Source organism: Pseudomonas sp. TE12234, assembly GCF_054061835.1.
Map to the genome: position 1 here is coordinate 90,742 of NZ_JBSSEP010000008.1, position 22,956 is coordinate 113,697.

Sequence of the window (22,956 nt, forward strand, 5' to 3'; positions counted from 1 at the left end):
GTTCGTTTTATCAAGCTTACTGGCTCAGCTTGGCGGCATGCCGCTGGTGACGCTCCATGTAGCGCTCGACATAGGAGCACGATGGAATGACCGTGTAGCCCATTTCCTCGGCGTACTGCAGCGCCTGCTCGGTCAGCGCCGCCGCAATGCCGCGACCTCGCAACGCATTGGGCACAAAAGTGCGATAGATATCCAGGGTCTGTTTCCCCAGATCCATATAGGTCAGGTAGGCACGATGACCGTCCACATTGGTCTCGAACTGATGACCAGCCTGGTCATGGTGGATGGACAACGCCTCGCTCATCACTACTCCTCGCGGGTCTTGGATTCCGACCCCTACCTTACCGATGTTTTTCCGGCGAAGAAACATCTACGCCACCCCGTGCCTGAATGGACACCGAGAAGAGCTACACCGATCTCGCCCAACCGAGCACGTACAAATAGTAGGCACCATTGGCAAAAATGCTCAAGGTACGCTCGTCATCACGCAGGTTGGCGGGTGCCGCTCCGGGTTACGCAGGGCTGGCTCGACCGAAGATCTCCCCCCGGGTCGATAGCCTGAACATTGCCGGATGTTGAGACTTGAGACGAACGCCCTTTGTTAAAGTCACCTGAACATGGAGAAAGATATGAGAGGCGCCGCACAAGATCCGAACGAAAGTGTAGACGAATCCATCTAGACACACTTTAGCCAAGACCGGGGAGAAGTGCCTTCCAGAGCGGGGAACTTTTCCTTGTTGGCTCGCTCAGGCTCGGGCCTTGTAGCTGGATATTTTTTAAACAATGCAGTTAAAAGTTGCTCGAAAAAGAATCAACGCCTACAATTTTTTAGGCTTCTTGCTTTACGTCAGTTTACTTACGACAAGTAATGAGTACTATGTATGCCGGCTAATTCCTCACTCTGAGGAGATAGCTAATTAATGGAAAGTCCTTGAAGGGGAACACGATGAACAACGTTCTGAAATTCTCTGCTCTGGCTCTGGCCGCAGTTCTGGCTACCGGTTGCAGCAGCGCATCGAAAGAAACCGAAGCACGTCTGACTGCTACTGAAGACGCAGCAGCTCGCTCCCAGGCTCGTGCAGACGAAGCTTACCGTAAAGCTGATGAAGCTCTGGCTGCTGCTCAAAAAGCACAACAGACTGCTGACGAAGCTAACGAGCGTGCTCTGCGCATGCTGGACAAAGCTAGCCGCAAGTAATAATCCTTCGGGATTGTTATCAAGCCGACCCATTTTTTGGGTCGGCTTTTTTATTGCCCGGCGTTTCTCGCAGGCAATAAAAAACCCGCCGACGCGGCCTGCGTCGGCGGGTTCTATCCAAGGCTTATTGCATCGGGTCGAGTGGTGCACTCGTGACCATCGGCGCGGAATTGCTCGGCACGGCGATTTCCACCGGCAGGCCCTCTTCTGCAGCGACGACGTCGCGCACCACGTCCCAGTTCATGCGCAGGTTGTTGGTGATGTCTTCACGCTTGAGCATCGCGTTGATTACCGCAGTATGCTTGTCGACCACCGAAGGGTTGCCGCTGTCATCGAGCGGGGTGTGAGCTTCGAGATACACCTTGCCGCCACTCACACCGAACTTGTACGGATCGTTGATGATACGAACCGAGGTACCCACCGGCACCATGCCGGCCATCTCCAGCACGTTGTTGTTGAACATGCGGAAGCAACCGTGGCTGGTGCGCATGCCGATGCCGAATTTCTTGTTCGAGCCGTGAATCAGGTAGCCAGGCGTGCCCAGGCTGAACTTGAACGGCCCCAGCGGGTTATCCGGTCCAGCCGGCACCACGTTCGGCAACGGGTCACCGTCGGCGGCGTGCTCAGCCTTGATCGACGCTGGAGGGGTCCAGGTCGGATTAGGCGTTTTCGCAGTGATGGTGGTGTGGGCGATTGGCGAGCCCCAGCCCTCACGCCCGATCCCCAGCGGGAAGGTGTACACCACGTTCTTGCCTTTCGGGTAGTAGTAGAGGCGGTACTCGGCGAGGTTGATCACGATGCCTTCACGCGGACCCGGCGGCAGGATGAAGCGAGTCGGCAGGATGATTTCAGTGCCGGCGCCCGGCAGCCAGGCATCGACACCCGGGTTGGCCGCGACCATTTCCGTGTAGCCCAGATCATAGGCCGTGCCGAGGTCGGCAAAAGTGTCTTCGTATTTGGCCTTGATCACCTGTACCTGACCGATGATGTCCTCACCGGGTGGTGGCAGGGGGAACTCCAACGCTGCGGCTGGGCCGGCCACAAACAGGGCGGCAAGGGTAAGGCAGCGGGTGACGGCAGGAAAGCGCGGCAACATCCGGAAAATCCTTCGCATGATCAACAGAGGGTATAAGGACGCGATTGTACACCGCCGTCCGTTATTTCGGGGAGCTGGCCGATAGCTTGCTATCGTTGACGATTTACAGCTCGAACCGCAGCTCTGGCCAGATCGGCGAGGTGCCGCGTTTTTGCGACTCGAGAATCGCCCGACACAACGAACACAGGCGCTGGTCCTGGAACACCCGGCGATCGACACTCGACCAGCGCGGCTGCGCCGGCAGCAAGCTGCCACACAAGGTACGGTCCGCCGAGCCGCCCAGCTCCAGCTGACGGGTCACCAGATGCACCCGCACTTCCTGGCAGGCGAACAGATCCAGCTGCTCGTCAGGCTCGATCAGTTGATAGGCAAAAAGTGACCAGGCGGGACGCGGCATCGGGGGCTCCAAATCGGGGGCGCCACCTTAGCCGAAAGCCCGCGCCTAGAAAAGAGTCATAACAGCGGTTTTAAGGTAGGCCAGACATTCTCCAGCAACTTGTCCTGGGCCCCGGCTGCCGGGTGTATGCCGTCGGCCTGCATCAAGTCCGGATGACCGCCCACGCCGTCGAGGAAAAACGGCACCAGCGGGATGTTTTTCTCGTTGGCCAGATTGCTGTAGACCTCGGCGAAGGCGTCGGTGTAACGCTTGCCATAATTGGGCGGCAGCTGCATGCCGAGCAACAGTACCTTGGCACCGCTGGCACGGGAACTGTCGATCATCGAGGCAAGATTTTGTTGCAATTGAGTTGGCGGCATTCCGCGCAGGCCGTCGTTACCCCCAAGTTCGAGGATCACCAACTCCGGCTTATGCTCTGCAAGCAGCGCCGGCAGGCGCGCCTGGCCTCCGGCACTGGTGTCGCCGCTGATGGACGCATTGAACACCTTCTCGTCGAAACCTTCGCGCTTGAGCCGTTGTTCAAGCAGCGACACCCACCCCACCCGGGTATCCAGGCCGAAACCGGCGCTGATACTATCGCCAACGATCAGGACAGTACCCGCCGCTGCGTTCTGGGCCATGCACAGCAAGGCCAGGCCAGCACTCAAAAACCACACACGCATCGGATTCTCCATGGGCGCAAGCATTCTCACCGCGAAGAACCTCAGCAAAGTGGTCCCCAGCGCGGAAGGTGAACTGACTATCCTGCACGAACTCAGCCTGCAATTGAACAAGGGCGACAGCCTGGCCATCGTCGGCGCCTCCGGTTCGGGCAAATCCACCCTCCTCGGCCTGCTCGCCGGCCTCGACCTGCCCAGCAGCGGCGAAGTCACCCTCGCCGGACAAAGCCTGAGCAACCTCGACGAAGACCAGCGCGCCCGCATTCGCGCCGAGCATGTGGGGTTTGTCTTCCAGTCATTTCAGTTGCTCGACAGCCTCAATGCCCTGGAAAACGTCATGTTGCCGCTGGAACTCGACGGCCGTAAAGATGCTCGTGAACGGGCTACCGAATTGCTCAAGCGCGTGGGCCTCGGCCAGCGCCTCACCCATTCGCCACGCCAGCTCTCCGGCGGTGAACAGCAGCGCGTGGCGATAGCCAGGGCGTTTGCCGCCGAGCCCGACGTGCTGTTTGCCGATGAGCCCACCGGCAACCTCGACAGCCATACCGGCGAGCGCATCAGTGACTTGCTGTTCGAACTCAACAAGGAACGCGGCACGACCCTGGTGCTGGTGACCCACGACGAACGCCTGGCACACCGTTGCCGGCGCCTGATCCACCTCGAAGCCGGCCTGCTGGTCGCCCCTCTGGAGCCTTGATGGCACGCCTGCCGTTTGTGCGCCTGTTCAGCCTCGCCATCCGCCAACTCATGCGCGACGCCCGCGCCGGCGAACTGCGCGTGTTGTTTTTCGCCTTGGTGGTGGCCGTGGCGGCGAGTACGGCCATCGGTTATTTCGGCGCCCGCCTGAACGGCGCCATGATGCTGCGCGCCACCGAGTTTCTCGGCGCCGACCTGTTGCTCGAGGGCAGCTCACCGGCGCGCCCGGAGCAGATAAGAAGCGGCACCGATCTGGGCCTCGAACATGCGCAAGTGGTGGAGTTTTCCAGCGTCATCGCCACCGACAATGGCATTCAACTGTCGAGTATCAAGGCCGCCGATAATGCCTACCCATTGCGCGGCGAACTGAAAAGCGCGCCTGCCCCATTCGCCCCGGAAACGCATGGTGGCGGGCCGAAACCCGGCGAAGCCTGGGTCGAAGCCCGATTGCTGACCGCGCTGAACCTGAAGATCGGCGACAGCATCGATGTCGGCATGAAAACCCTGACCCTGGCGCGGGTGCTGACCTACGAACCCGACCGTGCCGGCAATTTCTACAGCCTGACACCGCGGGTTCTGATCAATCTCGACGACCTCGCAGCAACAGGCGTGGTGCAACCCGGCAGTCGAGTCAGTTATCGCGAGCTCTGGCGTGGCAATGCCCGGGCGCTGGAAACCTATCGCCATCTGATCAAGCCTGGTCTGGCGGCCAACCAGCGCATCCAGGACGCCCGCGATGGCAACCGGCAGATTGGCGGTGCGCTCGGCAAGGCCGAACGTTACCTGAACATGGCCAGTCTGGTGGCGGTCTTGCTCGCCGGGGTGGCGGTGGCATTGTCGGCGACGCGCTTCGCCACCCGCCGCTTCGATGCCAGCGCGCTGTTGCGCTGCCTGGGCCTGTCCCGGCGCGAAACCCTGGTGCTGTTCAGTCTGCAACTGACCGTGCTCGGACTGCTCGCCAGCATCAGCGGCGCGGCCATTGGCTGGCTGGCGCAACTCGGTCTGTTTGCCTTGCTGCACGACTTGTTGCCGAGCGACGTGCCACCGGGCGGCCTGTTCCCGGCCTTCGCCGGCATCGGTACCGGGCTGGTGGCATTGGCCGGGTTTGCCTTGCCGCCATTGGCGGCATTGGGCCGGGTGCCGCCCTTGCGGGTGTTGCGCCGCGACATGCTGCCCATTCCGTCCAGTACCTGGATGGTTTATGGCGCCGCGTTGGCTGCACTGGGCCTGATCATGTGGCGCCTGAGCCTGGATCTGCTGCTGACGTTCGCCCTGTTGGGCGGCGGCATGATTGCGGCGCTGGTATTGGGTGGGTTGCTGCTACTGCTGTTGAAAAGCCTGCGGCGCATGCTCGCCCGTGCGTCCCTGCCATGGCGCCTCGGTCTTGGCCAATTGCTGCGTCATCCACTGGCTGCCGCAGGTCAGTCCCTGGCGTTCGGCTTGATCCTGCTGTCGATGGCGTTGATCGCTCTGCTTCGCGGCGAGTTGCTGGACACCTGGCAAAACCAGTTACCCAAAAACGCGCCGAATTATTTCGCACTGAACATCCTGCCCGCGGATAAACAAGCCTTTACTGATCGCCTGATCTCACTGTCGGCACAATCGGCCCCCCTCTACCCGGTGGTGCCAGGGCGGCTGATCAGCATCAACGGTGAACCGGTGCAGCAAATCGTCAGCAAGGATTCGGCTGGTGATCGGGCGATCCAGCGCGACCTGAGCCTGACCTGGGCGGCGGACCTGCCGGCGGGCAACAAACTCACGGCGGGCCACTGGTGGCAGGAACAAATTCCGGACGATGTGCCTGGCGTATCGGTAGAAGGCAAGGTCGCTGAAAGCCTGAAACTCAAGCTCGGTGACCACATGGTATTCAGTGTCGGCGGGGTCAACCGCGAGGCGAAGGTCACCAGCCTGCGGGAAATCAACTGGGACAACTTCCAGCCGAATTTCTTCATGATCTTCCAGCCCGGCACCCTGAAGGATCTGCCGGCGACTTATCTGACCAGCTTCTACCTGTCAGCGGGCCATGATCAGCAGATCGTCGACCTGTCCCGCAGTTTTCCGGCAGTGACGATCCTCCAAGTCGAAGCCTTGCTTGAGCAACTGCGCAGCATCCTCGCCCAGGTCACCCTGGCGGTGGAATACGTGCTGCTGTTCGTGTTGGCGGCCGGGATGGCGGTATTGTTTTCCGGCCTGCAGGCGACCCTGGATGAACGCATTCGTCAGGGCGCACTGCTGCGAGCACTGGGGGCAGAACGCCAGTTGCTGGTCAAGGCGCGGCGGATCGAATTTGGTTTGCTGGGCGCCGTCAGCGGATTACTGGCAGCGCTGGGGTCGGAGGTCGTGAGCCTGGTGCTTTACCGTTTCGCCTTTGACCTGCCCTGGCATCCACATCCGTGGCTGTTGCTGCTGCCGCTGATCGGGGCCGTACTGATCGGCGGTGCCGGGGTGTTCGGCACGCGCCGCGCCCTGAACGCCAGCCCCCTGACAGTCCTGCGCGAGGGTTGATACATTCAACCCTGCACCGGTCCCTGAAGATTGCAGTTATTCGAGGGGCTCATCCTGTTTGCGGTATGAAATCTCATTGATCCACCACAACACTTCTCCGGTGGGGGTCTGCACAACGGCCTCGTCCCCTACCTCTTTCTTCAGAAGCGCACGCGCCATCGGCGAATCTATCGAGATGTAATCGTTGCGACCGTAGATCTCGTCATACCCCACGACCCTGAATTTCTTGATGTCCCCTGCCTCGTTTTCGATTTCGACCCAGGCCCCGAAAAACACCCTTCCTTCCTGTTCGGGTGAATACTCGACAACCCGTACATCCTCAAGCCGCTTGCGAAGGTATCGGACGCGCCGATCGATTTCCCGAAGCAGCTTTTTGTTGTACTGATAATCCGCGTTTTCACTACGATCCCCCAGCGATGCCGCCCAGGTGACCTTGCGCGTGGTGTCGGGGCGTTTTTCTCGCCAAAGGAAATCAAGCTCCTGCTTCAAAGCCTCATGACCTTCCTTCGTGATGATGTTGGTGCTCAAGACGGGCCTCTCACTAACAATTATCCGGGCACGAATGTGCAGCGCCCTGTCCACGGGTTCACAGCGAAGACGCCGGTATCCCGGCGCGTTCGTATCATAACTTCAGCCAGCTGCGTTCAGGTAAACCGCATCAAGTATGGGAGTGGACACGATCAGCATTGAGAGAGAGTGGCTGGCGTCTCCATGAACCCTCGACGCTCTTGCCGATGCAGGTTGTGTGTCGCTTATCCGGCTCACCCAGGGAGCCAGTGTCACGGAGAAGCGTGGCGACCATTGTCAGTCGGTTTTTTTCCGCCTATCTTATACAAAACCTATACAACAACTTAGCTTATGTACAACAAACACCGAACCACTCCACACAGTACGTTGACGGTGAATGCCCGCTCGGCGCTCGGGAAATCGGGTTCCTGAACCGCTGCGCCAGTCATCCCTTCATGACAGATTCGCCGATGAACGCTGGGTGACGGGCGTGGGGGCATCAAACCTTGAGTGACCAGCACTCCCCTGCCGCCAGGGGAGTCCCTTTCCTGAAGGCCGTATGGCTGAGAAAAACAACGTGAACCCATCATTAGCCGAGCATTACCGTGAAATTCTCGTCGGCGTCGGCGAGAACCCAGAGCGCGAAGGACTGCTGGACACGCCCAAGCGCGCGGCCAAAGCGATGCAATACCTGTGCAACGGCTACACGATGAGCCTGGAGGACGTGATCAACGGCGCCCTGTTCGAATCGCTGAACGATGAGATGGTCATCGTGCGCGACATCGAGCTGTATTCATTGTGCGAGCATCACATGTTGCCCTTTATCGGCAAGGCTCATGTGGCCTACCTCCCTACAGGGCGAGTGCTGGGCCTGTCGAAAGTGGCGCGAGTGGTCGACATGTTCGCCCGTCGCTTGCAGATACAGGAAAACCTGACCCGACAAATTGCCGAAGCCATCCAGCACATCACCGATGCCGCCGGAGTGGCCGTGGTTATCGAAGCGAAGCACATGTGCATGATGATGCGCGGCGTAGAGAAGCAAAACTCGGTGATGACCTCGTCGGTCATGCTCGGCGCCTTTCGTGAGTCGTCCACAACGCGCCAGGAGTTCCTGCAACTGATCGGGCGCCGCCCCTAACTTCCGGACGGGAAAACGGTTATCCCCGATTGACTGCCTGGCGCCTGCCGATAGCGGCAATCTCTCTGCTTATGACAGCGAACGCCTACTCTGGTAGGCAAGGAGTGCACCTTGAATCTGCAAGCGTTGACCGAGCGGGCCTCGAAGGGCGAAATCCGCGAACTTGAGCTGCTGTCACTGGAGGGCGGTTTTTATCTGGCACGTGTCAGGCTGGATCACGGTCAGTTCACGCTGCTGGACGATGCCGCGAAACCGATGCACCTGCGCTCCGTCAGTCACCTGCGTGAATTGCTGCAACTTGTCCCGCCCTTTCCCTGCGTGCTGGTGCAGCAGTGTGTTCATGATGAGATGTGCGGCGTGCGCGAAGGCCCCATCGAGTCGATGCGCATGCCTTTTTCGCTGGCTGCGCCTTGGTGAGCCTGTGAACTCGGCCACTGCCCGATGAAAAAGACCCGTCGGTTGTGCCTGGTCCTGGGCGACCAGTTATCGTTTGATCTGGCCTCATTGAAGGGGCTGGATAGCGAGCTCGATGTGGTGTTGCTGGTAGAGGTGATGGAGGAAGCCAGCCACGTCCCCCATCACCCGCAAAAAATCACGCTTATCTTCAGCGCCATGCGCCATTTTGCCGAGGCGTTGCGGCAACGTGGCAGCCGTGTGCAATACATCGCCCTGGATGATCCGCACAACACCGGCTCGGTGCCTGGGGAGTTACATCGCTGGCAGTCACTGTTGCAGCCGGAGGAATTACACCTGACTGAGTGCGGTGACTGGCGCCTGGAGCAATCGATCAAGGATGTCGGCTTACCGGTCCAGTGGCATGCCGATACGCGTTTTCTCTGTTCCCGTGACGAATTCTCGGCTTGGGCGAAAGGCAAAAAGCAGCTGCGAATGGAGTTTTTCTACCGCGAGATGCGGCGCAAGAGTGGCCTGCTGATCAATGGCGACGGCACTCCAGTGGGCGGCGCCTGGAACTTTGATGCAGAAAACCGCAAGGCCTTGCCCAAAGGCGTAAAACCTCCGTACCCGGCACGCTTTTGCGCGGACTCGATAACCCGAGAAGTAATAGCGCTGGTGAGCAAACACTTCAGCCACCACTACGGCTCCCTGGACACCTTCGACTATCCCGTGACCCACGCCGAGGCACAGGCACTGTGGGACTACTTCCTGGACTATGGCCTGGCCGCCTTTGGCGATTATCAGGATGCCATGGCCAGCGACGAACCCTTTCTGTTCCATGCCCGTATCAGCGCGGCGCTCAATATCGGTCTGCTGGACCTGCGTCAGCTGTGCAGTGATGTGGAAGCCGCCTATTGGTCCGGCAGTATTGCGCTGAATGCGGCCGAAGGATTTATTCGGCAACTGATCGGCTGGCGTGAATACGTGCGTGGCGTCTACTGGCTGAAAATGCCGGACTACGCCAGCGGCAATCTCTTCGGTAACAGCAGGCCGTTGCCGGAGTTCTATTGGACCGGCGACACGCAAATGAACTGCATGCATCAGGCGATTGGCCAGAGCCTGGTACATGCCTACGCTCATCACATCCAGAGACTGATGGTGACCGGCAACTTTGCACTGCTCGTCGGCGTGGCCCCGAGCCAGATTTGCGACTGGTACCTGGCGATCTACATGGACGCCTTCGACTGGGTAGAACTCCCCAATACACTGGGCATGGTCATGCACGCCGATGGCGGTTATCTGGGCTCGAAACCGTACTGCGCCAGCGGGCAATACATCAAACGCATGTCTGACTATTGCCGTGACTGCGCGTACAAGGTGAGTGAAAGCACAAGCGAGGACGCCTGCCCCTTCAACTCACTCTATTGGCATTTTCTGATGCGCCATCGCGACCTGCTGCGGGGTAATCAACGCATGGCCATGGTTTACAGAAACCTCGACCGCATGTCAGACGCCAAGCAGCAGGCACTCTGGCAACGTGGCCAGGATCTGCTTGCCAAACTGGATGCCGGAGAAGCGTTTTAGCACGCTGAATTTCAGCGACGGGTGATAAGCCCTTGGCGGGCCACACGGGTCAGTTGCCTGATCACTTCGACCGCCTCTGCGGCGCTGGGCGATTGAATGACCGCCAGATCGAAACTGTCGCTGGCAAACCGGGCCAGGGACTCTCCGTCCTCGACAAACTGGATCAGGAACGCTGCCGGTCCACCGGAACGACGTGGCCAGCCATCGAGATAACGCAAGAGCGTCGGCTGATGTTTACCGCCAAGCAGGATTTTTGGATTGCGCTGGGTGAGATGTGCCGTAATCGGCGCGGGACGTACAACGGGGCTGAGTGCATTCATCGTGTCGTGTCTCTGCCTCAAAAGTCTGCATGGCAGGTGAGAGGCAACACCGAACCAGCGCTTTAGCGGTATTTCGAAGCCTCTTTTCAAAGCTTCTGACGGCCACTCGATGAGTCACCTGGCGCCCCGCAAGTAGCTGTTTAAATCGGCGCATGACGAGCATCCTATTGAAGCTGACCGGACAGTGTCAAGAATGACGCGCAACAAAAAGGCCCGCGCGATGCGGGCCTGATGGGTTGAGTCAGAGCGGTCAGCCGGCGATGGCGCGGTCGGCCGACAGCTTGCCCGCACCTTCGATCAATACGGCGATGCTGCCACCCAGCAGCGCCAGGGCGAACTCATAACCGTTGTTGGCCATGAACAAGCCGTTGTGGATGTGCACCGAGAAGATTGCCACCAGCGACAGGAAGGTCAGGCCCAGTGCCGCCGGGCGCACCAGCAACCCGATGATCAAGGCCAGGCCAGCAAAAAACTCAGTGCCGCCCGCCAGTGTCGCCATCAGATAGCCCGGCGCCAGGCCGATGCTTTCCATGTACTGCGCGGTGCCGGCCAGGCCATAACCGCCAAACGCGCCAAAGAGTTTTTGCGAGCCGTGGGCAGCGAAGATGATGCCGACAAAAATTCGCAGAACGGTCAGGCCATAGCCGGCGCGGGTAAACAGAACCTTGTTAATCAGTGTGCTCATGCTGCGTCATCCTTAGAGAGTATGGGTTGGTTGGCCGCTATATTAATCAGTAAATATCATGTTAAAAGCGCAAAAAACCCGCCATAACAATCAGTTTATTCGATCATTTTCGTAGGGCAACCTTCTGCCCCTGGGGCTCCAACGACTCCCGCTCCCGATCGAACGCCAGGTAATACTTGTTCACACTATTAACATAGCTGACAGGTCCCATCCCCACCTGCTCCATGGCGATGCGTTCCACCTGGAAAAACCACTGATTCGGATTCAACCCTCGACGCCGTGCTTCGGCGCGCATCCCCTGCACCCGCTCCGGACCGATGTTGTACGCCGCCAGCACAAACGCCATGCGCTCACGCTCGTTGAGTTTCGGGCTGGAGAAGAACTTGCGGCGAATCATCGCCAGGTACTTGGCCCCGGCCTGCACATTGGCATCCAGATTCTGAATGTTGTTGACGCCTACGCGCTGAGCCGCGGACGAGGTGATCTGCATCAGGCCGGTCGGACCGTCGCCACCGCCGGCCGCGGGTTGCAGGGCGGACTCCTTGAACGCCAGCGCGGCCAGGTTCAGCCAGTCCATCCCTTGGGCATCCGCATGTTTCTGCAGCACCGGGCGCAGCTTTTCCAGGCGCTGGCGGTCTTCCTTGGCCAAGGGATAGTGCACTTGATACAGACGCCGATAAATCCGCAGGAAATCGGCATCCTGATCCGACGGTTTCTTATAAGTGGTCAGGAAGCGATCGATGCTGGCCCGCAGCATCGACGCGTCGCGGCGAACGAACCAGAACTCCTCGCCCGGATCCCTGATTTGCACCTGCCGATCGAAACGCAATTTGGGCAGGATCTTGCCCCAACGCTCTGCGATCGGTTGTTCGACGATGGTCAGGTGAAAAATCCCGCCCTGGACCATCTCCAGTACGTCCTCGACCGCCAGTGTCGGATCGACCCACTCGATCTTCACGGGCGGCAGTTTGTGCAGGGCGAGTTTCTGATTGATCTGGCTGACGGCGTCCCCGGCAGCGCTGCCGGTGGGCAAGGCCAGGGTTTTACCCGAGAGTTGTTCGAGGCGGGTGTACCGGCGCTCGCCTTTTATGCCGACCAACACCAGGGGGATGTTGCTGGCGATCGGTTCACTGGTGCTGACGGCGTAACCCGCCTGCAGGTCAAGCAACTCGCCCGGCGCGACCAGGTCACCCTCCCCGCGCTGCAGCGCGCCGAGCAATTGATCCTTGGCTTTGGGAATGATCTTGAGGGTGATTTCCTGACCATCACGGGCGTAGCCATTGAGGTATTGCTCGAAGGCCCGCAAGCGGTGGTATTCGACGCCAATGGGCTGTCCCTGGACTTCGCCGGAGCTGTTGCGGCTTTGATTGACCAGCACGCGCAACACGCGACTGCTGCGGATTTCCGTCAAGTCACGCACCTTGGTCGCCGGCACGGCTTGTAGCGGCCCGGGCAGACGCGCAACCGCCGGCATCGGCAGCAGCAGCGAACAACACAGCAGTAGCAAAACCGAGGGACGAATCATCCACTCTCCGGAAAGAATTCAGGTTGATCACATGAGTGATTTCATGAAATCAAACGAAAAAACAGAGCGCCTGGAGCGCTGGCAAAGTGCGAAAGACTGGCACAGTGATGGCACATCAACCACCCTGTCCTGGCTCGTGGCATCAAAAGACAGCTTTAACTCGTTGTAGTTCTTGGTTTTTCTTATAAATCTACAGCTCTGATATGCTTTCCGGCCTTTGGTCCGAGGTAGCACCATGCAACTCATCGATATCGGCGTCAACCTGACCAACCCCAGTTTTGCCGACAAACACCAGGCTGTACTCGACCGCGCCTACGCGGCCGGGGTTTGCCAATTGGTGCTCACCGGCACCAGCGTCGAGGGCAGCGAACAGGCGCTGGAGTTGTGCCAGCAACTGGACGAAAGCGCTCAACGGCTGTTCGCCACGGCCGGCATTCACCCCCATTCGGCCAGCGAATGGAACGCCGACAGTGCCCGGCGTTTGCGCAGTTTGCTCAAGGAACAGAACGTGGTCGCCGTGGGTGAATGCGGCCTGGATTTCAACCGCGATTTCTCGCCGCGCCCGCAGCAGGAAAAAGTCCTTGAGGAGCATCTGGCGCTGGCGGTCGAATTGCAGTTGCCCGTTTTTCTTCACGAGCGGGACGCCAGCCAGCGTCTGCTCGACATCCTGCGTGACTTCCGCGATCACCTGCCCGCCGCCGTGGTGCATTGCTTCACCGGCGAACGGAAGGCGCTCTTCAGTTACCTCGATCTGGACTTGCACATCGGTATTACCGGCTGGATCTGTGACGAACGCCGGGGCACCCATTTGCATCCGTTGGTCAAGGAGATCAAGCGCGGGCGCCTGATGCTCGAAAGCGATGCACCGTACCTGTTGCCACGCAGCCTTCGGCCCAAGCCGAAGAATGGCCGCAATGAACCGGCCTACCTGACCGAAGTGCTGCGCGAAGTGGCGTTGCATCGCGGGGAGAGCCAGGAAGATCTGGCCGCTCACACCACAGCCTGCGCGCGGGTGTTTTTTGGCCTGCCTTCGATTCCCGAGTAATCATCAAACCCTGTTGGAGCGGGCTAGCCCGCGATGACGGAGTGTCAGTCAACATTATCGGCGCCTGATTCACCGCCATCGCAAGCTAGCTCGCCCCACAGGGTGAAGCGGTGGCTCATTGACGCATGTCAACATTCGGCAACCTGCATAGCGGCACAATACTGGCACCTTGCCAATGCTGTTTCCGCTATCAGAGAAAACCTCCATGGGTGCCTGGCTTAGCAATATCTCGCTGAAGTACAAATTCTGGGCGGTGAATGCCGTCGCCTTCGTCACCACCCTGCTGCTGGTGCTATACGCCGTGCAGCTGGAACAGCAAGCCCGCAGTCATGCCGCCCAGGCATCGGTCCAGGCCCAGGCGCGATTACTCGGCGCCTGGCCTGCGGGACAGCCGTTGCCAAAAGCTGACAATGTACTGACCTCCGATCGCGGACATGCCCCGCTCCTCAATGGGCAACCTGTGCTGGAACTGACCGATGCCAAGGGCTGGGTCGAGATCGACTCCATGCCGTTGTTCGGTGACAACCTGCTCATTGGCGCCGAGGCATTCACCCGCGCCGATGGTCAGCAGGTCGCAGTGATCGCCCATGGTCCGAGCCTCAGCCAAGTGTTCAGCGAGCGTTTTGCCAACTACGCCGTGGCCGTGTTCATCCTGATGCTGGCGATGCTTGGGGCTTCGCAACTGCTGATCCGCTTCCTGCTCAGCCAGCTCAACACCTTGAAGGACGTGATGCTCCACGTCGAAAAAACCGGCGACCTCTCGGCCCGCGTCCCCCTGGCGTGCAGCGACGAAGTCGGGCAGATGGCCAACGCCTTCAACGCCATGCAGGCGGGTTATCAACGGGTGGTCAACACGGTAGCCAGCACCGCCCGGCAACTGGACGACGGTGCCGCGCGACTGGCGCTGAGCATGAACGAGGTGCGCCACGGCATGCTCGGCCAGCAAAGCGAGACAGATCAGGCTGCCACGGCCATCAACGAAATGACCGCCACCGTTTATCACATTGCCCAGCACGCCGGTGCCACCCGCGATCTCTCGCAATCGGCCGATACCCTGGCCGGCAGTGGGCAGGAAGTGGTCATGCGCGTGCAGAGATCGATCGCCGGTTTGTCCACCGGGGTGCAGCAGACTGCCGAAATGATTCAGCGTCTGGCCGAAGACAGTCAAAAGATCAACGGCGTGGTCAATGTGATCCACAGCATCGCCGAGCAGACCAACCTGTTGGCGTTGAACGCGGCGATTGAAGCGGCCCGGGCTGGTGAAATGGGGCGCGGGTTTGCCGTGGTCGCCGATGAAGTGCGCAACCTGGCCAAACGCGTGCAGGCCTCTACCGACGAAATCACCGTGATGGTGTCCGCGCTGCAGGCCGGAACCCGGGATGCCGTGGACTTCATGCAAGAGAGCTCGTTCAAGGCCGACGACTGCGTGCAACAGGCCCAGGAAGCGGGGGCGGCGCTGGCGCAAATCACTGGCGCGGTCGCACAAATGCGCGAAAGCAATACACAGATCGCCGTGGCGGCCGAGCAGCAGAGCCAGGTGGCGGAGGAGATGAATCGGGCGGTGGTGAGCATTCGCGATGTCACCGAGAACACGGTGCGCCAGACCGTCAACTCGGCAACGACCAGCAATGACCTGGCGGCGTTGGCCGGGGAGTTGAGCAAGGCCATCGGGCAACTCAAGCTGTGAGGGAGTCATCGCGAGCAGGCTCGCTCAAAGGGATAGTCCTTGGCCACATATTGTGGTCTGACAAAATTCCATTGCAGGAGCGAGCTTGCTCGCGATGAGACCGGCCCGGTCAGGATCAATATTGACCATGACCTCTATCACCTCAATAGCCAAGCTTGATTCGCCGCTCTCGGCGGCCAGACCTATCCTTTAATCATGTGTTCAACATGGATCGAGGATTAGCATCATGGGTAAACGTCACCCCAACCTTCCCGCGTGGCAATGGCGCGCCTACCCGAACAATCATCAGCATCCGACCAATCTGGTATTGCACCTGATTGCCGTGCCGCTGTTCATCCTGGGGTTCCTGTTGATTGTTACCGGAGTGTTCGGCTTGAGTTTCGTGAACATCGCCATCGGCGTGATCGGCCTGTTGGCCGCGCTGGCCTTGCAACGTCACGGGCACAGCCTGGAGGCGCAAGCGTCCGAGCCGTTCAGTGATCGCAAGGATGCCGTCTCGCGCCTGCTGGTCGAGCAGTTCCTGACCTTCCCGCGTTTTTTCTTCAGTGGCGGCTGGTGGCGCGCCTGGCGTGAACGCCACCGCCGTCATTGATCAGGCGAACACCGTCACGGTCTGGCGGCTCATGGCAATCAACCGGCCTTGTGCATCCCACAGCTTCGCGGCGGCATGGCCGTAGCCGTCGGCGGCATGTTCGGTTTCGACGAGGTATTTGCACCAGTCCAGGGTGCTCAGCTCAAGCAACGGCTGCACGAATTCGATGGTCCAGGTCAGGGTGCTGCCCATCGCCGGCTTCTTTAGAAACGGCATCAGCGCCGGTGGCCAGGCGTCGACCAGTGCCAGGATGTGCGACTCCGTGACCGGCTCTTCCTTCACATCGCCCCGCAAACGCACCCAGCCGCCCATCTGACGCGATGTGTTGCCGGTGAACGGCAGCCCGCCGACACTCCAGCGCATCGCCAGGTGCCGCATGAATTCCGGGGTTACACCCTTGATGTAGGGCAGTTCCTGGCAGTCGTCCCAGTGTTTCATTTCCGGGGCCGGTTGCGCCGTCACCGCCACTTCCGAAGGGCGCGAGGCGCCGAAACTGCCCTGGATCAACGTCACCACCTGCCCCTTCTGCATGGCCCGGCCCAGCACCTGGCTGACGGCTTTGCCTTCGCGCAACACATCGACTTCGAAACTGACCGGCACTTCCGGCTCGACCGGACCCACAAAGGTGATCGCCAGCGAACGCACCGGCCGATCCGCCGGTACCCTGGCGCGCATGGCTTCGTATTGCAAGGCAGCCACCAGGCCACCGAAACTGGCTCGGCCCTGAGCCCATCCGGCCGGAATGGACAGCTCCAGCGGCTGGCGACGGACAGCATCGAGCAGATCGGAAAAACGCATGCAAACCTCAAGGCAGGAAAAGGATGAAGGAATGTTAACCAGCCGGCGCGGCGGGCACAGTGATGATTACGGCCAAATTAAATGACAGATAAGCCGAACGGGATTGATGTGGGGCAAGGAAGCCTGTGAGGGGCAACCTCGCCCCCCATCAAGTCCTGAGTGTATTCAGGGTCTGAAGCAGGCCTTGCTGAGCTTATCCAGGACACGATCAGCACGCTGCTCAGCATTGACCATCGTGGTTTTCCAGACTGCGACACAGGGCTGCAAATCCGCCTCCTGCTCTGCCCTGGCCAGCCATTGCCAGCAGTCATGCCAATCACCCAGGGCACTTTGCGCGGACTTCAAGCGAGGTAAAGCCTTGGCTGGCAGTCGATCCAGTTCGGGATAGGCTTCGATGCCATAACGCACGCGCTTGATCAGCAGACGTAAACGATGACGGTCATGGGCAGGGTCGTGCAGGGCCTCGTCGAGTTTCTTCCATTGCCTGGCCAGGCGCTTTTCGATGCGCCTGCGCAGGCCCTTGAGCAAGCCCTGACGCTGGGCGGCCCGCAGGAACCGCGGAAAGGCATCGACGATCATCAGCAAATGCGCCAGTTCAGGACTGACCGCCACCGCAGGATAGGCTTCGGCCATCTGCGCCATGCGCCGCTGCGCCGCCTCGGGTTGACCGTGCTGGAGCAGATACGCCGCCAGCACCTCGCGATCGCGCAAGGGCGTGGTCAATTGGCCAACCGCAGAGGCTGCCGCTTCCAGTTGTTCGACACCGGGCAAGCCACGCAATGGCCGCAACAGGCTGCGCAATCGACGCACGGTGGTGCGCAGTTCGTGCAGCGCTTCCGGGTCAGTGTGGGCACTCAAGCGCGCCTGGCAGGCCAGCAGATGGACATCCAGCCCTAAAACGTGAGCGACTAACCGGTCAATCAAGGTAGACATCGCTTGCTCCTTGAACGGGATTACCCCAATGGCAGCCTCACATCATGCCTCAACGCCCCGCCCGTGACTCACGAATATAGAAACGTGCCTTCTCGGCCTTGTGGGAGCAGCCTTCAAAACCCTCGAATTGCTGTTGGGTCTTGGCCGCGGTCAACAGTGACAATGCCTTGGAGTAACTGACTGTCCCGGCGAAACCTTCCGCTTTGGCCAGGTCCAGTTCATGCCACGCGGCGTCAAGGTTGCTGCCGCAACTGTCACGGTAAGCGGTTTTACCGGCACAACCGGCAAGCGCCAGGGCAATCAATGGCACACAAATCCAGGCTTTCATCACTCACTCCTCAAAGATAGGTAAACAATCATCCACGTAGGACGGTCTGGCGCGGGAAAAGTGCCGTCCATCGCCAGAGCAACTATAGCGCTCGCGAGAATAACCACCCGCCGCCATGGAATGTCGAAAAAACGACGCATCCACCCCACCGAACGACCATAACGATTGAAGCACGCCCCACGATAGGTGCATTGTTGAACCATTAAAACGAGGGCGGTTCATGAAGAAGCGTGTCGCACTGGTATTGGGTTCAGGTGGAGCCCGCGGCTATGCCCATATTGGCGTTATCGAAGAAATTGAGCGGCGTGGCTACGACATCGCCTGCATTGCCGGTTGCTCCATGGGCGCGGTGGTCGGCGGGATCTATGCCGCCGGCAAACTCAATGAGTATCGTAACTGGATAGAGAGCCTGGATTACCTCGACGTTTTGCGCCTTGTCGACGTCAGTTTTCGCCTGGGAGCGATACGCGGGGAAAAAGTCTTCGGACAGATCCGCAAGATCGTTGGCGAAATCAATATCGAAGACCTGCGCATCCCCTATACGGCGGTGGCCACCGACCTGACCAACCAACAGGAAATCTGGTTCCAGGAAGGTTGTCTGCACCAGGCCATGCGGGCTTCGGCGGCGATTCCGAGCCTGTTTACGCCAGTGATGCAAGGCAATCGCATGCTGGTGGATGGCGGCATTCTCAACCCGCTGCCGATCGTGCCGGTGGTATCGAGTCACTGCGACTTGATCATCGCCGTCAACCTCAACTCCACCAACCAGCGACACTATCAACTGCCGGTGATCCAACGCCCGGCCGCGTTCAAGACCCGCTTCGACAGACTGATCAATTCCCTCGGTTCGAAGATGCCGTTCCGGCGCAAGCCGGCCGAGCAATTGTTGCTGCTGGAAAAAGAAGCGTTGCTGGCAGCAGCAGCCGAGATCAACCCCTGGATCGAATCCGCCGAACCCGAGGCCCAGCAACCGGCTGCCGCGCCTGAACGCGACGGCGCGCCGAAATCCGCCACCGGTTCATTCATCATCGACAACGTCGGGCCGGCGTCCTTGCTGGACCTGATCAACCAGAGTTTCGAGGTGATGCAGACGTCGTTGGCGCAGTACAAGATTGCCGGGTACCCGCCGGACATCCTGATCAACGTGCCGAAGCGGGTGTGCCGGTTTTTCGAGTTCTACAAGGCGCCGGAGTTGATCGCGCTGGGACGCGAGATTGCGCGGGACACGCTGGATCGTTATGAGAGCGAGCGCGAGTCCTGAGATTTCTCGAGTCGATGCAATGGCCTCATCGCTGGCAAGCCAGCTCCCACAAGTTCAGTGGCCTTCACAAATGTTGTGTTCCGCTCAAGCCTGTGGGAGCCGGGCTTGCCCGCGATGGGGCCCGATCAGCCAGCACCAGCCTGAAGACCACCCTCACTCAACAACCGGTACCCCACGCCCGCCTCGGTCACGATAAACCGCGGCTGGGTCGGATCGTCCGCCAGTTTCTGCCGCAGATGCCCGACCACGATCCGCAGATAGTGACTGTCCTCGGTGTGAGTCGGCCCCCAAATGTCCTTGAGCAACTGCTGCTGGGTGATGACCCGCCCCGGATGCCGCGCCAGTTGCGCCAGCACCGCGTATTCCTTGCGGGTCAACGCGACTTCGGCGCCATCGAGCAACACCCGGCGATAGGCCAGGTCCACGGTGAGCGGACCGAAGGTCAGTGCCGCTTGCTGAGCCTCGCCCACCGGCGCCTGGCGCAACAGCGCGCGTATTCGCGCCAGAAACTCCTGAATGCCGAACGGCTTGGTCACGTAGTCGTTGGCGCCGCCATCCAGCGCTTCGACTTTCTGCCCTTCGCCAGCGCGCACCGAAAGCACCAGCACCGGCACCTTGGACCACTCGCGAAATTCGCGCAGCACTTGTTGGCCGTCCATGTCCGGCAGCCCAAGGTCGAGCACCAGCAGGTCCGGTTTGTTCAACGCAGCCTGGGCCAGGCCTTCGGTGCCGGTGCCGGCTTCCAGCACTTTGTAGCCTTGGGAAGCGAGGCTGATGCGCAGGAATTTGCGGATCTGCGGTTCGTCGTCGATGACCAAAATGGTCGCGGTCTGGCTCATGGTTTCCGGTCGCGGCATGGAGAGTTCCAAAGGGTATCAGGCTTCACTTTCAACGTTCACTTTCAAAGGCGGGCTGTTCCTGCAATGGCAAGTGCAAAGTGATGCAGGTGCCGCGTCCTTCGATGCCGTCGGCGACACTGATACGACCGCCATGGGCGCCCACCATGCCCTGACAGATCGCCAGCCCCAGCCCCGTGCCCTGCCCGCCGCGATCACCCCGTGCCGCGGTGTAGAACATGTCGAAAATCTTCGCTCGCTCAGCCTCGGGAATGCCCGGCCCCTCATCACTTACCGAGAAAAACAGCTCTTGGTCAGCGACACCAGCGCGCAATTGCAGGCGGCCATGCATCGGCGAGAAACGCGCGGCGTTTTCCAGCACATTGATCAATGCCTGTTCGATCAGTGCGGCGTGGACATACAGCAGCGGCAACTGCGCCGGGACCTCGACACTGACCTGCAACGGCGCCAGCACCGCACGCAGGCGATTGAGCGAACTGCCGACGATGTCGGCCGGCGACACCCAGTCCCGCGCCAGCTTCAAGGCGCCGTGACCGAGGCGCGTCATGTCCAGGAGGTTTTGAATATAGCGGTCAAGGCGTTCGGCTTCATCGCGGGTGCCTTCGAGCAATTCGCGGCGATCCTCCAGCGGGATCGCCTCACCGAGAGCCAACAAGCTGTCGATGCTGCCGCGCATGGAGGTCAGCGGCGTGCGCAAATCGTGGGACACCGAGGCCAGCAAGGCGCTGCGCAGTTGCTCGGTCTCGCCGTGCAGACGTGCGGCTTCCAGATCATCGGCCAGTTGCGCGCGAGCCAGGGCCTGGGCCAACGGTTGACTCAGCGCGGTCAACAAGCGCCGGCGCTGGCCGCTCAAGGTCTGGCCTTCCTTGGCGCAGACACCGAGCAGCGCCAGCGGACCATCCTCCACCGACAGCGGCCACCACCACCAGCGCCCGAATGGCAGCGTCCCGGTGCCGGCGCCGGCCGGTTGATCGTGTTGCCAGGCCCAATCGGCGGCAGCGCGCTCGGCTTCAGTAAACGCCAGCGGCCCACCGGTTTCGACTTTCCAGCCGCTTTGACCGTCCCGATTGAGCAGGCACAGTTGCAAGTCGCTCCAGCCATTGAGGTGCTGGGCGGCGGCGCTGATCACCGCCTGACGGTCCGTGGCGGCGGTGAGTTTGCGCGACAGGTCGAGCAGTTCGGTGGTTTCTTCCTGGGTATCGCGCAAGGCCTCCAGTTGCCGGCGCTGGCGTGCCGCGAGGTTGCCGGTGAGGGCCGCCATCAGCAGGAAGAACAACAAGGTGAGCACGTCTTCTTCGCGCTGGATGCTGAAGGAAAAATTCGGCGGAATGAACAGGAAGTCATACGTCAGAAACGACAACGCGGCACAGGCCAGCGCCGGCCCGAGACTGCTGCGCACCGCCACCAGTAACACTGCGGCGAGGAACACCAGCGAGATGTTCGGCAACGGCAAAATACTGGCCACTCCCCAGGCCAGGGCGCTGGCCAGAATCGTCGCCACCACCGCCAGCGCATAATCGAACCAGACCAGCGAGTGCGCCGGTCGTTGGCGGGGCGGATATTGTTCTTCGTCACTGGCAAGGACGTTGATTTCCAACCCGTGCGCATCGCGCAACAAGCGTGAGGCCAGCCCTCCCCCGAACAACCGTCGACGCCATCGCGCCCGGGACTGGCCGACCAGTACCAGGCTGGCACGGCGCTCGGCAGCGTGCTGGATCAAGGTCTTCGCCACCTCGCCGGCGCGCAGGTGCACCACCTCGCCCCCCAGGCGTTCAGCCAGTTGCTGGGCGCTTTGCAGACGCAGGCGCGACTGCTCGTCTCGCACACTGCCGTTTTCCACATGCACCAGGCTCCAGGGCAAGTGCCGGCGCTGGGCGACACGGCTGGCATGTCGCACCAGACGCTCTGCCTGGGCATCGCCGTCGACCCCGACCAACAAGCGTCCCCTCACGGCCGGCGCGGCTTGACCCAGTTGGCGATACCCCTGGGCCAGATCGTTATCGACCTGGGCCGCTGCGGTTTGCATCGCCAGTTCGCGCAGGGCGGTGAGGTTGGTCTGGGTGAAAAATGCATCGATGGCGGCTCGCGCCTGCTCCGGCACGTAGACCTTGCCGTCGCGCAGACGCTCGAGCAGTTCGCGCGGCGGCAGGTCAATCAGCAGCAGTTCGTAGGCCTCTTGCAGCACCCAGTCCGGTAATGTCTCGCGGACCTGCACGCCGGTAATGCCACGGACCTGATCGTTGAGGCTTTCCAGGTGCTGGACGTTGACGGTGGTGAACACGTCGATGCCGGCAGCGAGCAATTCCTGAATGTCTTGCCAGCGTTTGGCGTGGCGACTGCCAGGGGCGTTGCTGTGGGCGAGTTCGTCTACCAGCACCAGTTTCGGTTTGGCCGCGAGCAGGCCGTCAAGGTCCATCTCTTCGAGCATCACGCCACGGTATTCCGAGCGCACCAAGGGTTGCTGTGGCAAGCCGCCGAGCAACGCTTCGGTTTCAGCGCGACCGTGGGTTTCCACCACACCGGCGATGACTTTCACCCCCTGGCGCAGTTGCGTGTGCGCCGCCTGCAGCATGGCGTAGGTCTTGCCGACACCGGGTGCCGCACCGAGGAAAACCTTGAGTCGGCCCCGGCCGTCCCGGGGCAGGTCTGCTAACAGCGCGTCGGCGCGGCCGGAGTCGCTCATGCTTGAAGCTCACTTTTTCAGATGTTGATGGGGCGATTGTTCTATCGCCATCGCGGGCAAGCCCGC

General features: G+C 60.5%; 24 protein-coding genes. 11 read left to right on the plus strand and 13 right to left on the minus strand.

Annotated elements, in window-relative coordinates; genetic code table 11:
* Positions 1 to 16: 16 nt before the first annotated feature.
* Positions 17 to 304 carry a GNAT family N-acetyltransferase gene (locus tag ACVWYU_RS14600; RefSeq protein ID WP_020800382.1) on the minus strand — a complete coding sequence of 96 codons (288 nt, stop codon included), beginning with the start codon at positions 302 to 304 and terminating at the stop codon, positions 17 to 19.
* Between the two features lie 642 nt (positions 305 to 946).
* Here ACVWYU_RS14600 and oprI point away from each other — a divergent pair.
* On the plus strand, positions 947 to 1,198 hold the full coding sequence (gene oprI, locus ACVWYU_RS14605) for an outer membrane lipoprotei OprI (RefSeq protein ID WP_003199355.1): 252 nt from the start codon (positions 947 to 949) through the stop codon (positions 1,196 to 1,198).
* A 124-nt stretch (positions 1,199 to 1,322) separates the two neighbouring features.
* Here oprI and ACVWYU_RS14610 read toward each other — a convergent pair whose 3' ends face one another.
* The 3 genes from ACVWYU_RS14610 to ACVWYU_RS14620 all read right to left on the minus strand — a co-directional run bounded on the left by ACVWYU_RS14610 (position 1,323) and on the right by ACVWYU_RS14620 (position 3,353).
* Positions 1,323 to 2,294 (minus strand): L,D-transpeptidase family protein, encoded by a 972-nt coding sequence (locus tag ACVWYU_RS14610; protein WP_390959602.1) that lies wholly within the window; start codon positions 2,292 to 2,294, stop codon positions 1,323 to 1,325.
* A 103-nt stretch (positions 2,295 to 2,397) separates the two neighbouring features.
* Positions 2,398 to 2,691 carry a hypothetical protein gene (locus ACVWYU_RS14615; protein ID WP_003226812.1) on the minus strand — a complete coding sequence of 98 codons (294 nt, stop codon included), beginning with the start codon at positions 2,689 to 2,691 and terminating at the stop codon, positions 2,398 to 2,400.
* Between the two features lie 56 nt (positions 2,692 to 2,747).
* The gene (locus tag ACVWYU_RS14620; RefSeq protein WP_090318041.1) at positions 2,748 to 3,353 is read right to left on the minus strand and encodes an arylesterase; all 606 of its coding nucleotides are present in this window, start codon (positions 3,351 to 3,353) and stop codon (positions 2,748 to 2,750) included.
* 10 nt (positions 3,354 to 3,363) lie between these two features.
* Between ACVWYU_RS14620 and ACVWYU_RS14625 the strand changes: the two genes are divergently transcribed.
* Together ACVWYU_RS14625 and ACVWYU_RS14630 are read left to right on the plus strand one after the other, a co-directional pair.
* Positions 3,364 to 4,047, plus strand: coding sequence for an ABC transporter ATP-binding protein (locus tag ACVWYU_RS14625; RefSeq protein WP_457372969.1), 684 nt, complete (start codon positions 3,364 to 3,366; stop codon positions 4,045 to 4,047).
* Positions 4,047 to 6,551, plus strand: coding sequence for an ABC transporter permease (locus tag ACVWYU_RS14630; protein WP_390959598.1), 2,505 nt, complete (start codon positions 4,047 to 4,049; stop codon positions 6,549 to 6,551). Before ACVWYU_RS14625 ends, ACVWYU_RS14630 begins: the two co-directional genes overlap by 1 nt.
* Positions 6,552 to 6,587: 36 nt before the next feature.
* Here ACVWYU_RS14630 and greB read toward each other — a convergent pair whose 3' ends face one another.
* Positions 6,588 to 7,079 (minus strand): transcription elongation factor GreB, encoded by a 492-nt coding sequence (greB, locus tag ACVWYU_RS14635; RefSeq protein ID WP_390959596.1) that lies wholly within the window; start codon positions 7,077 to 7,079, stop codon positions 6,588 to 6,590.
* A gap of 556 nt (positions 7,080 to 7,635) precedes the next feature.
* Between greB and folE the strand changes: the two genes are divergently transcribed.
* The 3 genes from folE to ACVWYU_RS14650 all read left to right on the plus strand — a co-directional run bounded on the left by folE (position 7,636) and on the right by ACVWYU_RS14650 (position 10,176).
* A complete protein-coding gene (folE, locus tag ACVWYU_RS14640) occupies positions 7,636 to 8,196 on the plus strand; it encodes a GTP cyclohydrolase I FolE (protein WP_457372970.1) in 561 nt (186 codons plus the stop codon).
* A gap of 111 nt (positions 8,197 to 8,307) precedes the next feature.
* Positions 8,308 to 8,613 (plus strand): DUF6482 family protein, encoded by a 306-nt coding sequence (locus tag ACVWYU_RS14645; protein WP_090318024.1) that lies wholly within the window; start codon positions 8,308 to 8,310, stop codon positions 8,611 to 8,613.
* 24 nt (positions 8,614 to 8,637) lie between these two features.
* Positions 8,638 to 10,176, plus strand: coding sequence for a cryptochrome/photolyase family protein (locus tag ACVWYU_RS14650; RefSeq protein ID WP_457372971.1), 1,539 nt, complete (start codon positions 8,638 to 8,640; stop codon positions 10,174 to 10,176).
* An 11-nt stretch (positions 10,177 to 10,187) separates the two neighbouring features.
* Here ACVWYU_RS14650 and ACVWYU_RS14655 read toward each other — a convergent pair whose 3' ends face one another.
* From ACVWYU_RS14655 to ACVWYU_RS14665, 3 genes are all read right to left on the minus strand, one after another.
* Entirely contained in the window at positions 10,188 to 10,496 is a 309-nt protein-coding gene (locus ACVWYU_RS14655) for a hypothetical protein (protein ID WP_090318019.1), read from the minus strand.
* A gap of 250 nt (positions 10,497 to 10,746) precedes the next feature.
* Positions 10,747 to 11,181 carry a DoxX family protein gene (locus ACVWYU_RS14660; protein ID WP_090318016.1) on the minus strand — a complete coding sequence of 145 codons (435 nt, stop codon included), beginning with the start codon at positions 11,179 to 11,181 and terminating at the stop codon, positions 10,747 to 10,749.
* Between the two features lie 103 nt (positions 11,182 to 11,284).
* Positions 11,285 to 12,706, minus strand: a complete 1,422-nt coding sequence (locus tag ACVWYU_RS14665; RefSeq protein WP_247255423.1) for an MltF family protein — start codon at positions 12,704 to 12,706, stop codon at positions 11,285 to 11,287.
* Between the two features lie 31 nt (positions 12,707 to 12,737).
* Here ACVWYU_RS14665 and ACVWYU_RS14670 point away from each other — a divergent pair, with 31 nt between their 5' ends.
* From ACVWYU_RS14670 to ACVWYU_RS14685, 4 genes are all read left to right on the plus strand, one after another.
* Complete coding sequence (locus tag ACVWYU_RS14670) at positions 12,738 to 12,875, plus strand: hypothetical protein (protein WP_159437782.1); 138 nt, start codon at positions 12,738 to 12,740, stop codon at positions 12,873 to 12,875.
* Between the two features lie 66 nt (positions 12,876 to 12,941).
* Positions 12,942 to 13,751, plus strand: a complete 810-nt coding sequence (locus ACVWYU_RS14675) for a TatD family hydrolase (RefSeq protein WP_457372972.1) — start codon at positions 12,942 to 12,944, stop codon at positions 13,749 to 13,751.
* 205 nt (positions 13,752 to 13,956) lie between these two features.
* Positions 13,957 to 15,438, plus strand: a complete 1,482-nt coding sequence (locus ACVWYU_RS14680) for a methyl-accepting chemotaxis protein (protein ID WP_457372973.1) — start codon at positions 13,957 to 13,959, stop codon at positions 15,436 to 15,438.
* A gap of 226 nt (positions 15,439 to 15,664) precedes the next feature.
* Positions 15,665 to 16,030, plus strand: coding sequence for a terminase (locus ACVWYU_RS14685; RefSeq protein ID WP_047527128.1), 366 nt, complete (start codon positions 15,665 to 15,667; stop codon positions 16,028 to 16,030).
* Here the strand turns inward: ACVWYU_RS14685 and ACVWYU_RS14690 are convergent, their stop codons facing one another.
* From ACVWYU_RS14690 to ACVWYU_RS14700, 3 genes are all read right to left on the minus strand, one after another.
* Complete coding sequence (locus tag ACVWYU_RS14690; RefSeq protein ID WP_457372974.1) at positions 16,031 to 16,828, minus strand: acyl-CoA thioesterase; 798 nt, start codon at positions 16,826 to 16,828, stop codon at positions 16,031 to 16,033.
* A gap of 165 nt (positions 16,829 to 16,993) precedes the next feature.
* The gene (locus ACVWYU_RS14695; RefSeq protein WP_457372975.1) at positions 16,994 to 17,761 is read right to left on the minus strand and encodes a CHAD domain-containing protein; all 768 of its coding nucleotides are present in this window, start codon (positions 17,759 to 17,761) and stop codon (positions 16,994 to 16,996) included.
* A 49-nt stretch (positions 17,762 to 17,810) separates the two neighbouring features.
* Positions 17,811 to 18,089 carry a hypothetical protein gene (locus tag ACVWYU_RS14700; protein WP_007991739.1) on the minus strand — a complete coding sequence of 93 codons (279 nt, stop codon included), beginning with the start codon at positions 18,087 to 18,089 and terminating at the stop codon, positions 17,811 to 17,813.
* Positions 18,090 to 18,309: 220 nt separating this feature from the next.
* Between ACVWYU_RS14700 and ACVWYU_RS14705 the strand changes: the two genes are divergently transcribed.
* Entirely contained in the window at positions 18,310 to 19,350 is a 1,041-nt protein-coding gene (locus tag ACVWYU_RS14705; RefSeq protein ID WP_390959576.1) for a patatin-like phospholipase family protein, read from the plus strand.
* A gap of 125 nt (positions 19,351 to 19,475) precedes the next feature.
* Here the strand turns inward: ACVWYU_RS14705 and ACVWYU_RS14710 are convergent, their stop codons facing one another.
* Together ACVWYU_RS14710 and ACVWYU_RS14715 are read right to left on the minus strand one after the other, a co-directional pair.
* Positions 19,476 to 20,189, minus strand: a complete 714-nt coding sequence (locus ACVWYU_RS14710; RefSeq protein ID WP_390959871.1) for a response regulator — start codon at positions 20,187 to 20,189, stop codon at positions 19,476 to 19,478.
* 49 nt (positions 20,190 to 20,238) lie between these two features.
* A complete protein-coding gene (locus ACVWYU_RS14715; protein ID WP_457372976.1) occupies positions 20,239 to 22,890 on the minus strand; it encodes a DUF4118 domain-containing protein in 2,652 nt (883 codons plus the stop codon).
* Between the last annotated feature and the right edge of the window lie 66 nt (positions 22,891 to 22,956).

What these genes read in the sequence shown, in the direction of transcription:
- ACVWYU_RS14600 (WP_020800382.1), bottom strand. Translation starts at nt 304, where the DNA reads ATGAGCGAGGCGTTGTCCATCCACCATGACCAGGCTGGTCATCAGTTC.
- oprI (WP_003199355.1), top strand. Translation starts at nt 947, where the DNA reads ATGAACAACGTTCTGAAATTCTCTGCTCTGGCTCTGGCCGCAGTTCTG.
- ACVWYU_RS14610 (WP_390959602.1), bottom strand. Translation starts at nt 2,294, where the DNA reads ATGTTGCCGCGCTTTCCTGCCGTCACCCGCTGCCTTACCCTTGCCGCC.
- ACVWYU_RS14615 (WP_003226812.1), bottom strand. Translation starts at nt 2,691, where the DNA reads ATGCCGCGTCCCGCCTGGTCACTTTTTGCCTATCAACTGATCGAGCCT.
- ACVWYU_RS14620 (WP_090318041.1), bottom strand. Translation starts at nt 3,353, where the DNA reads ATGCGTGTGTGGTTTTTGAGTGCTGGCCTGGCCTTGCTGTGCATGGCC.
- ACVWYU_RS14625 (WP_457372969.1), top strand. Translation starts at nt 3,364, where the DNA reads ATGGGCGCAAGCATTCTCACCGCGAAGAACCTCAGCAAAGTGGTCCCC.
- ACVWYU_RS14630 (WP_390959598.1), top strand. Translation starts at nt 4,047, where the DNA reads ATGGCACGCCTGCCGTTTGTGCGCCTGTTCAGCCTCGCCATCCGCCAA.
- ACVWYU_RS14650 (WP_457372971.1), top strand. Translation starts at nt 8,638, where the DNA reads ATGAAAAAGACCCGTCGGTTGTGCCTGGTCCTGGGCGACCAGTTATCG.
- ACVWYU_RS14655 (WP_090318019.1), bottom strand. Translation starts at nt 10,496, where the DNA reads ATGAATGCACTCAGCCCCGTTGTACGTCCCGCGCCGATTACGGCACAT.
- ACVWYU_RS14660 (WP_090318016.1), bottom strand. Translation starts at nt 11,181, where the DNA reads ATGAGCACACTGATTAACAAGGTTCTGTTTACCCGCGCCGGCTATGGC.
- ACVWYU_RS14665 (WP_247255423.1), bottom strand. Translation starts at nt 12,706, where the DNA reads ATGATTCGTCCCTCGGTTTTGCTACTGCTGTGTTGTTCGCTGCTGCTG.
- ACVWYU_RS14670 (WP_159437782.1), top strand. Translation starts at nt 12,738, where the DNA reads ATGAGTGATTTCATGAAATCAAACGAAAAAACAGAGCGCCTGGAGCGC.
- ACVWYU_RS14675 (WP_457372972.1), top strand. Translation starts at nt 12,942, where the DNA reads ATGCAACTCATCGATATCGGCGTCAACCTGACCAACCCCAGTTTTGCC.
- ACVWYU_RS14680 (WP_457372973.1), top strand. Translation starts at nt 13,957, where the DNA reads ATGGGTGCCTGGCTTAGCAATATCTCGCTGAAGTACAAATTCTGGGCG.
- ACVWYU_RS14685 (WP_047527128.1), top strand. Translation starts at nt 15,665, where the DNA reads ATGGGTAAACGTCACCCCAACCTTCCCGCGTGGCAATGGCGCGCCTAC.
- ACVWYU_RS14690 (WP_457372974.1), bottom strand. Translation starts at nt 16,828, where the DNA reads ATGCGTTTTTCCGATCTGCTCGATGCTGTCCGTCGCCAGCCGCTGGAG.
- ACVWYU_RS14695 (WP_457372975.1), bottom strand. Translation starts at nt 17,761, where the DNA reads ATGTCTACCTTGATTGACCGGTTAGTCGCTCACGTTTTAGGGCTGGAT.
- ACVWYU_RS14700 (WP_007991739.1), bottom strand. Translation starts at nt 18,089, where the DNA reads ATGAAAGCCTGGATTTGTGTGCCATTGATTGCCCTGGCGCTTGCCGGT.
- ACVWYU_RS14705 (WP_390959576.1), top strand. Translation starts at nt 18,310, where the DNA reads ATGAAGAAGCGTGTCGCACTGGTATTGGGTTCAGGTGGAGCCCGCGGC.
- ACVWYU_RS14710 (WP_390959871.1), bottom strand. Translation starts at nt 20,189, where the DNA reads ATGAGCCAGACCGCGACCATTTTGGTCATCGACGACGAACCGCAGATC.
- ACVWYU_RS14715 (WP_457372976.1), bottom strand. Translation starts at nt 22,890, where the DNA reads ATGAGCGACTCCGGCCGCGCCGACGCGCTGTTAGCAGACCTGCCCCGG.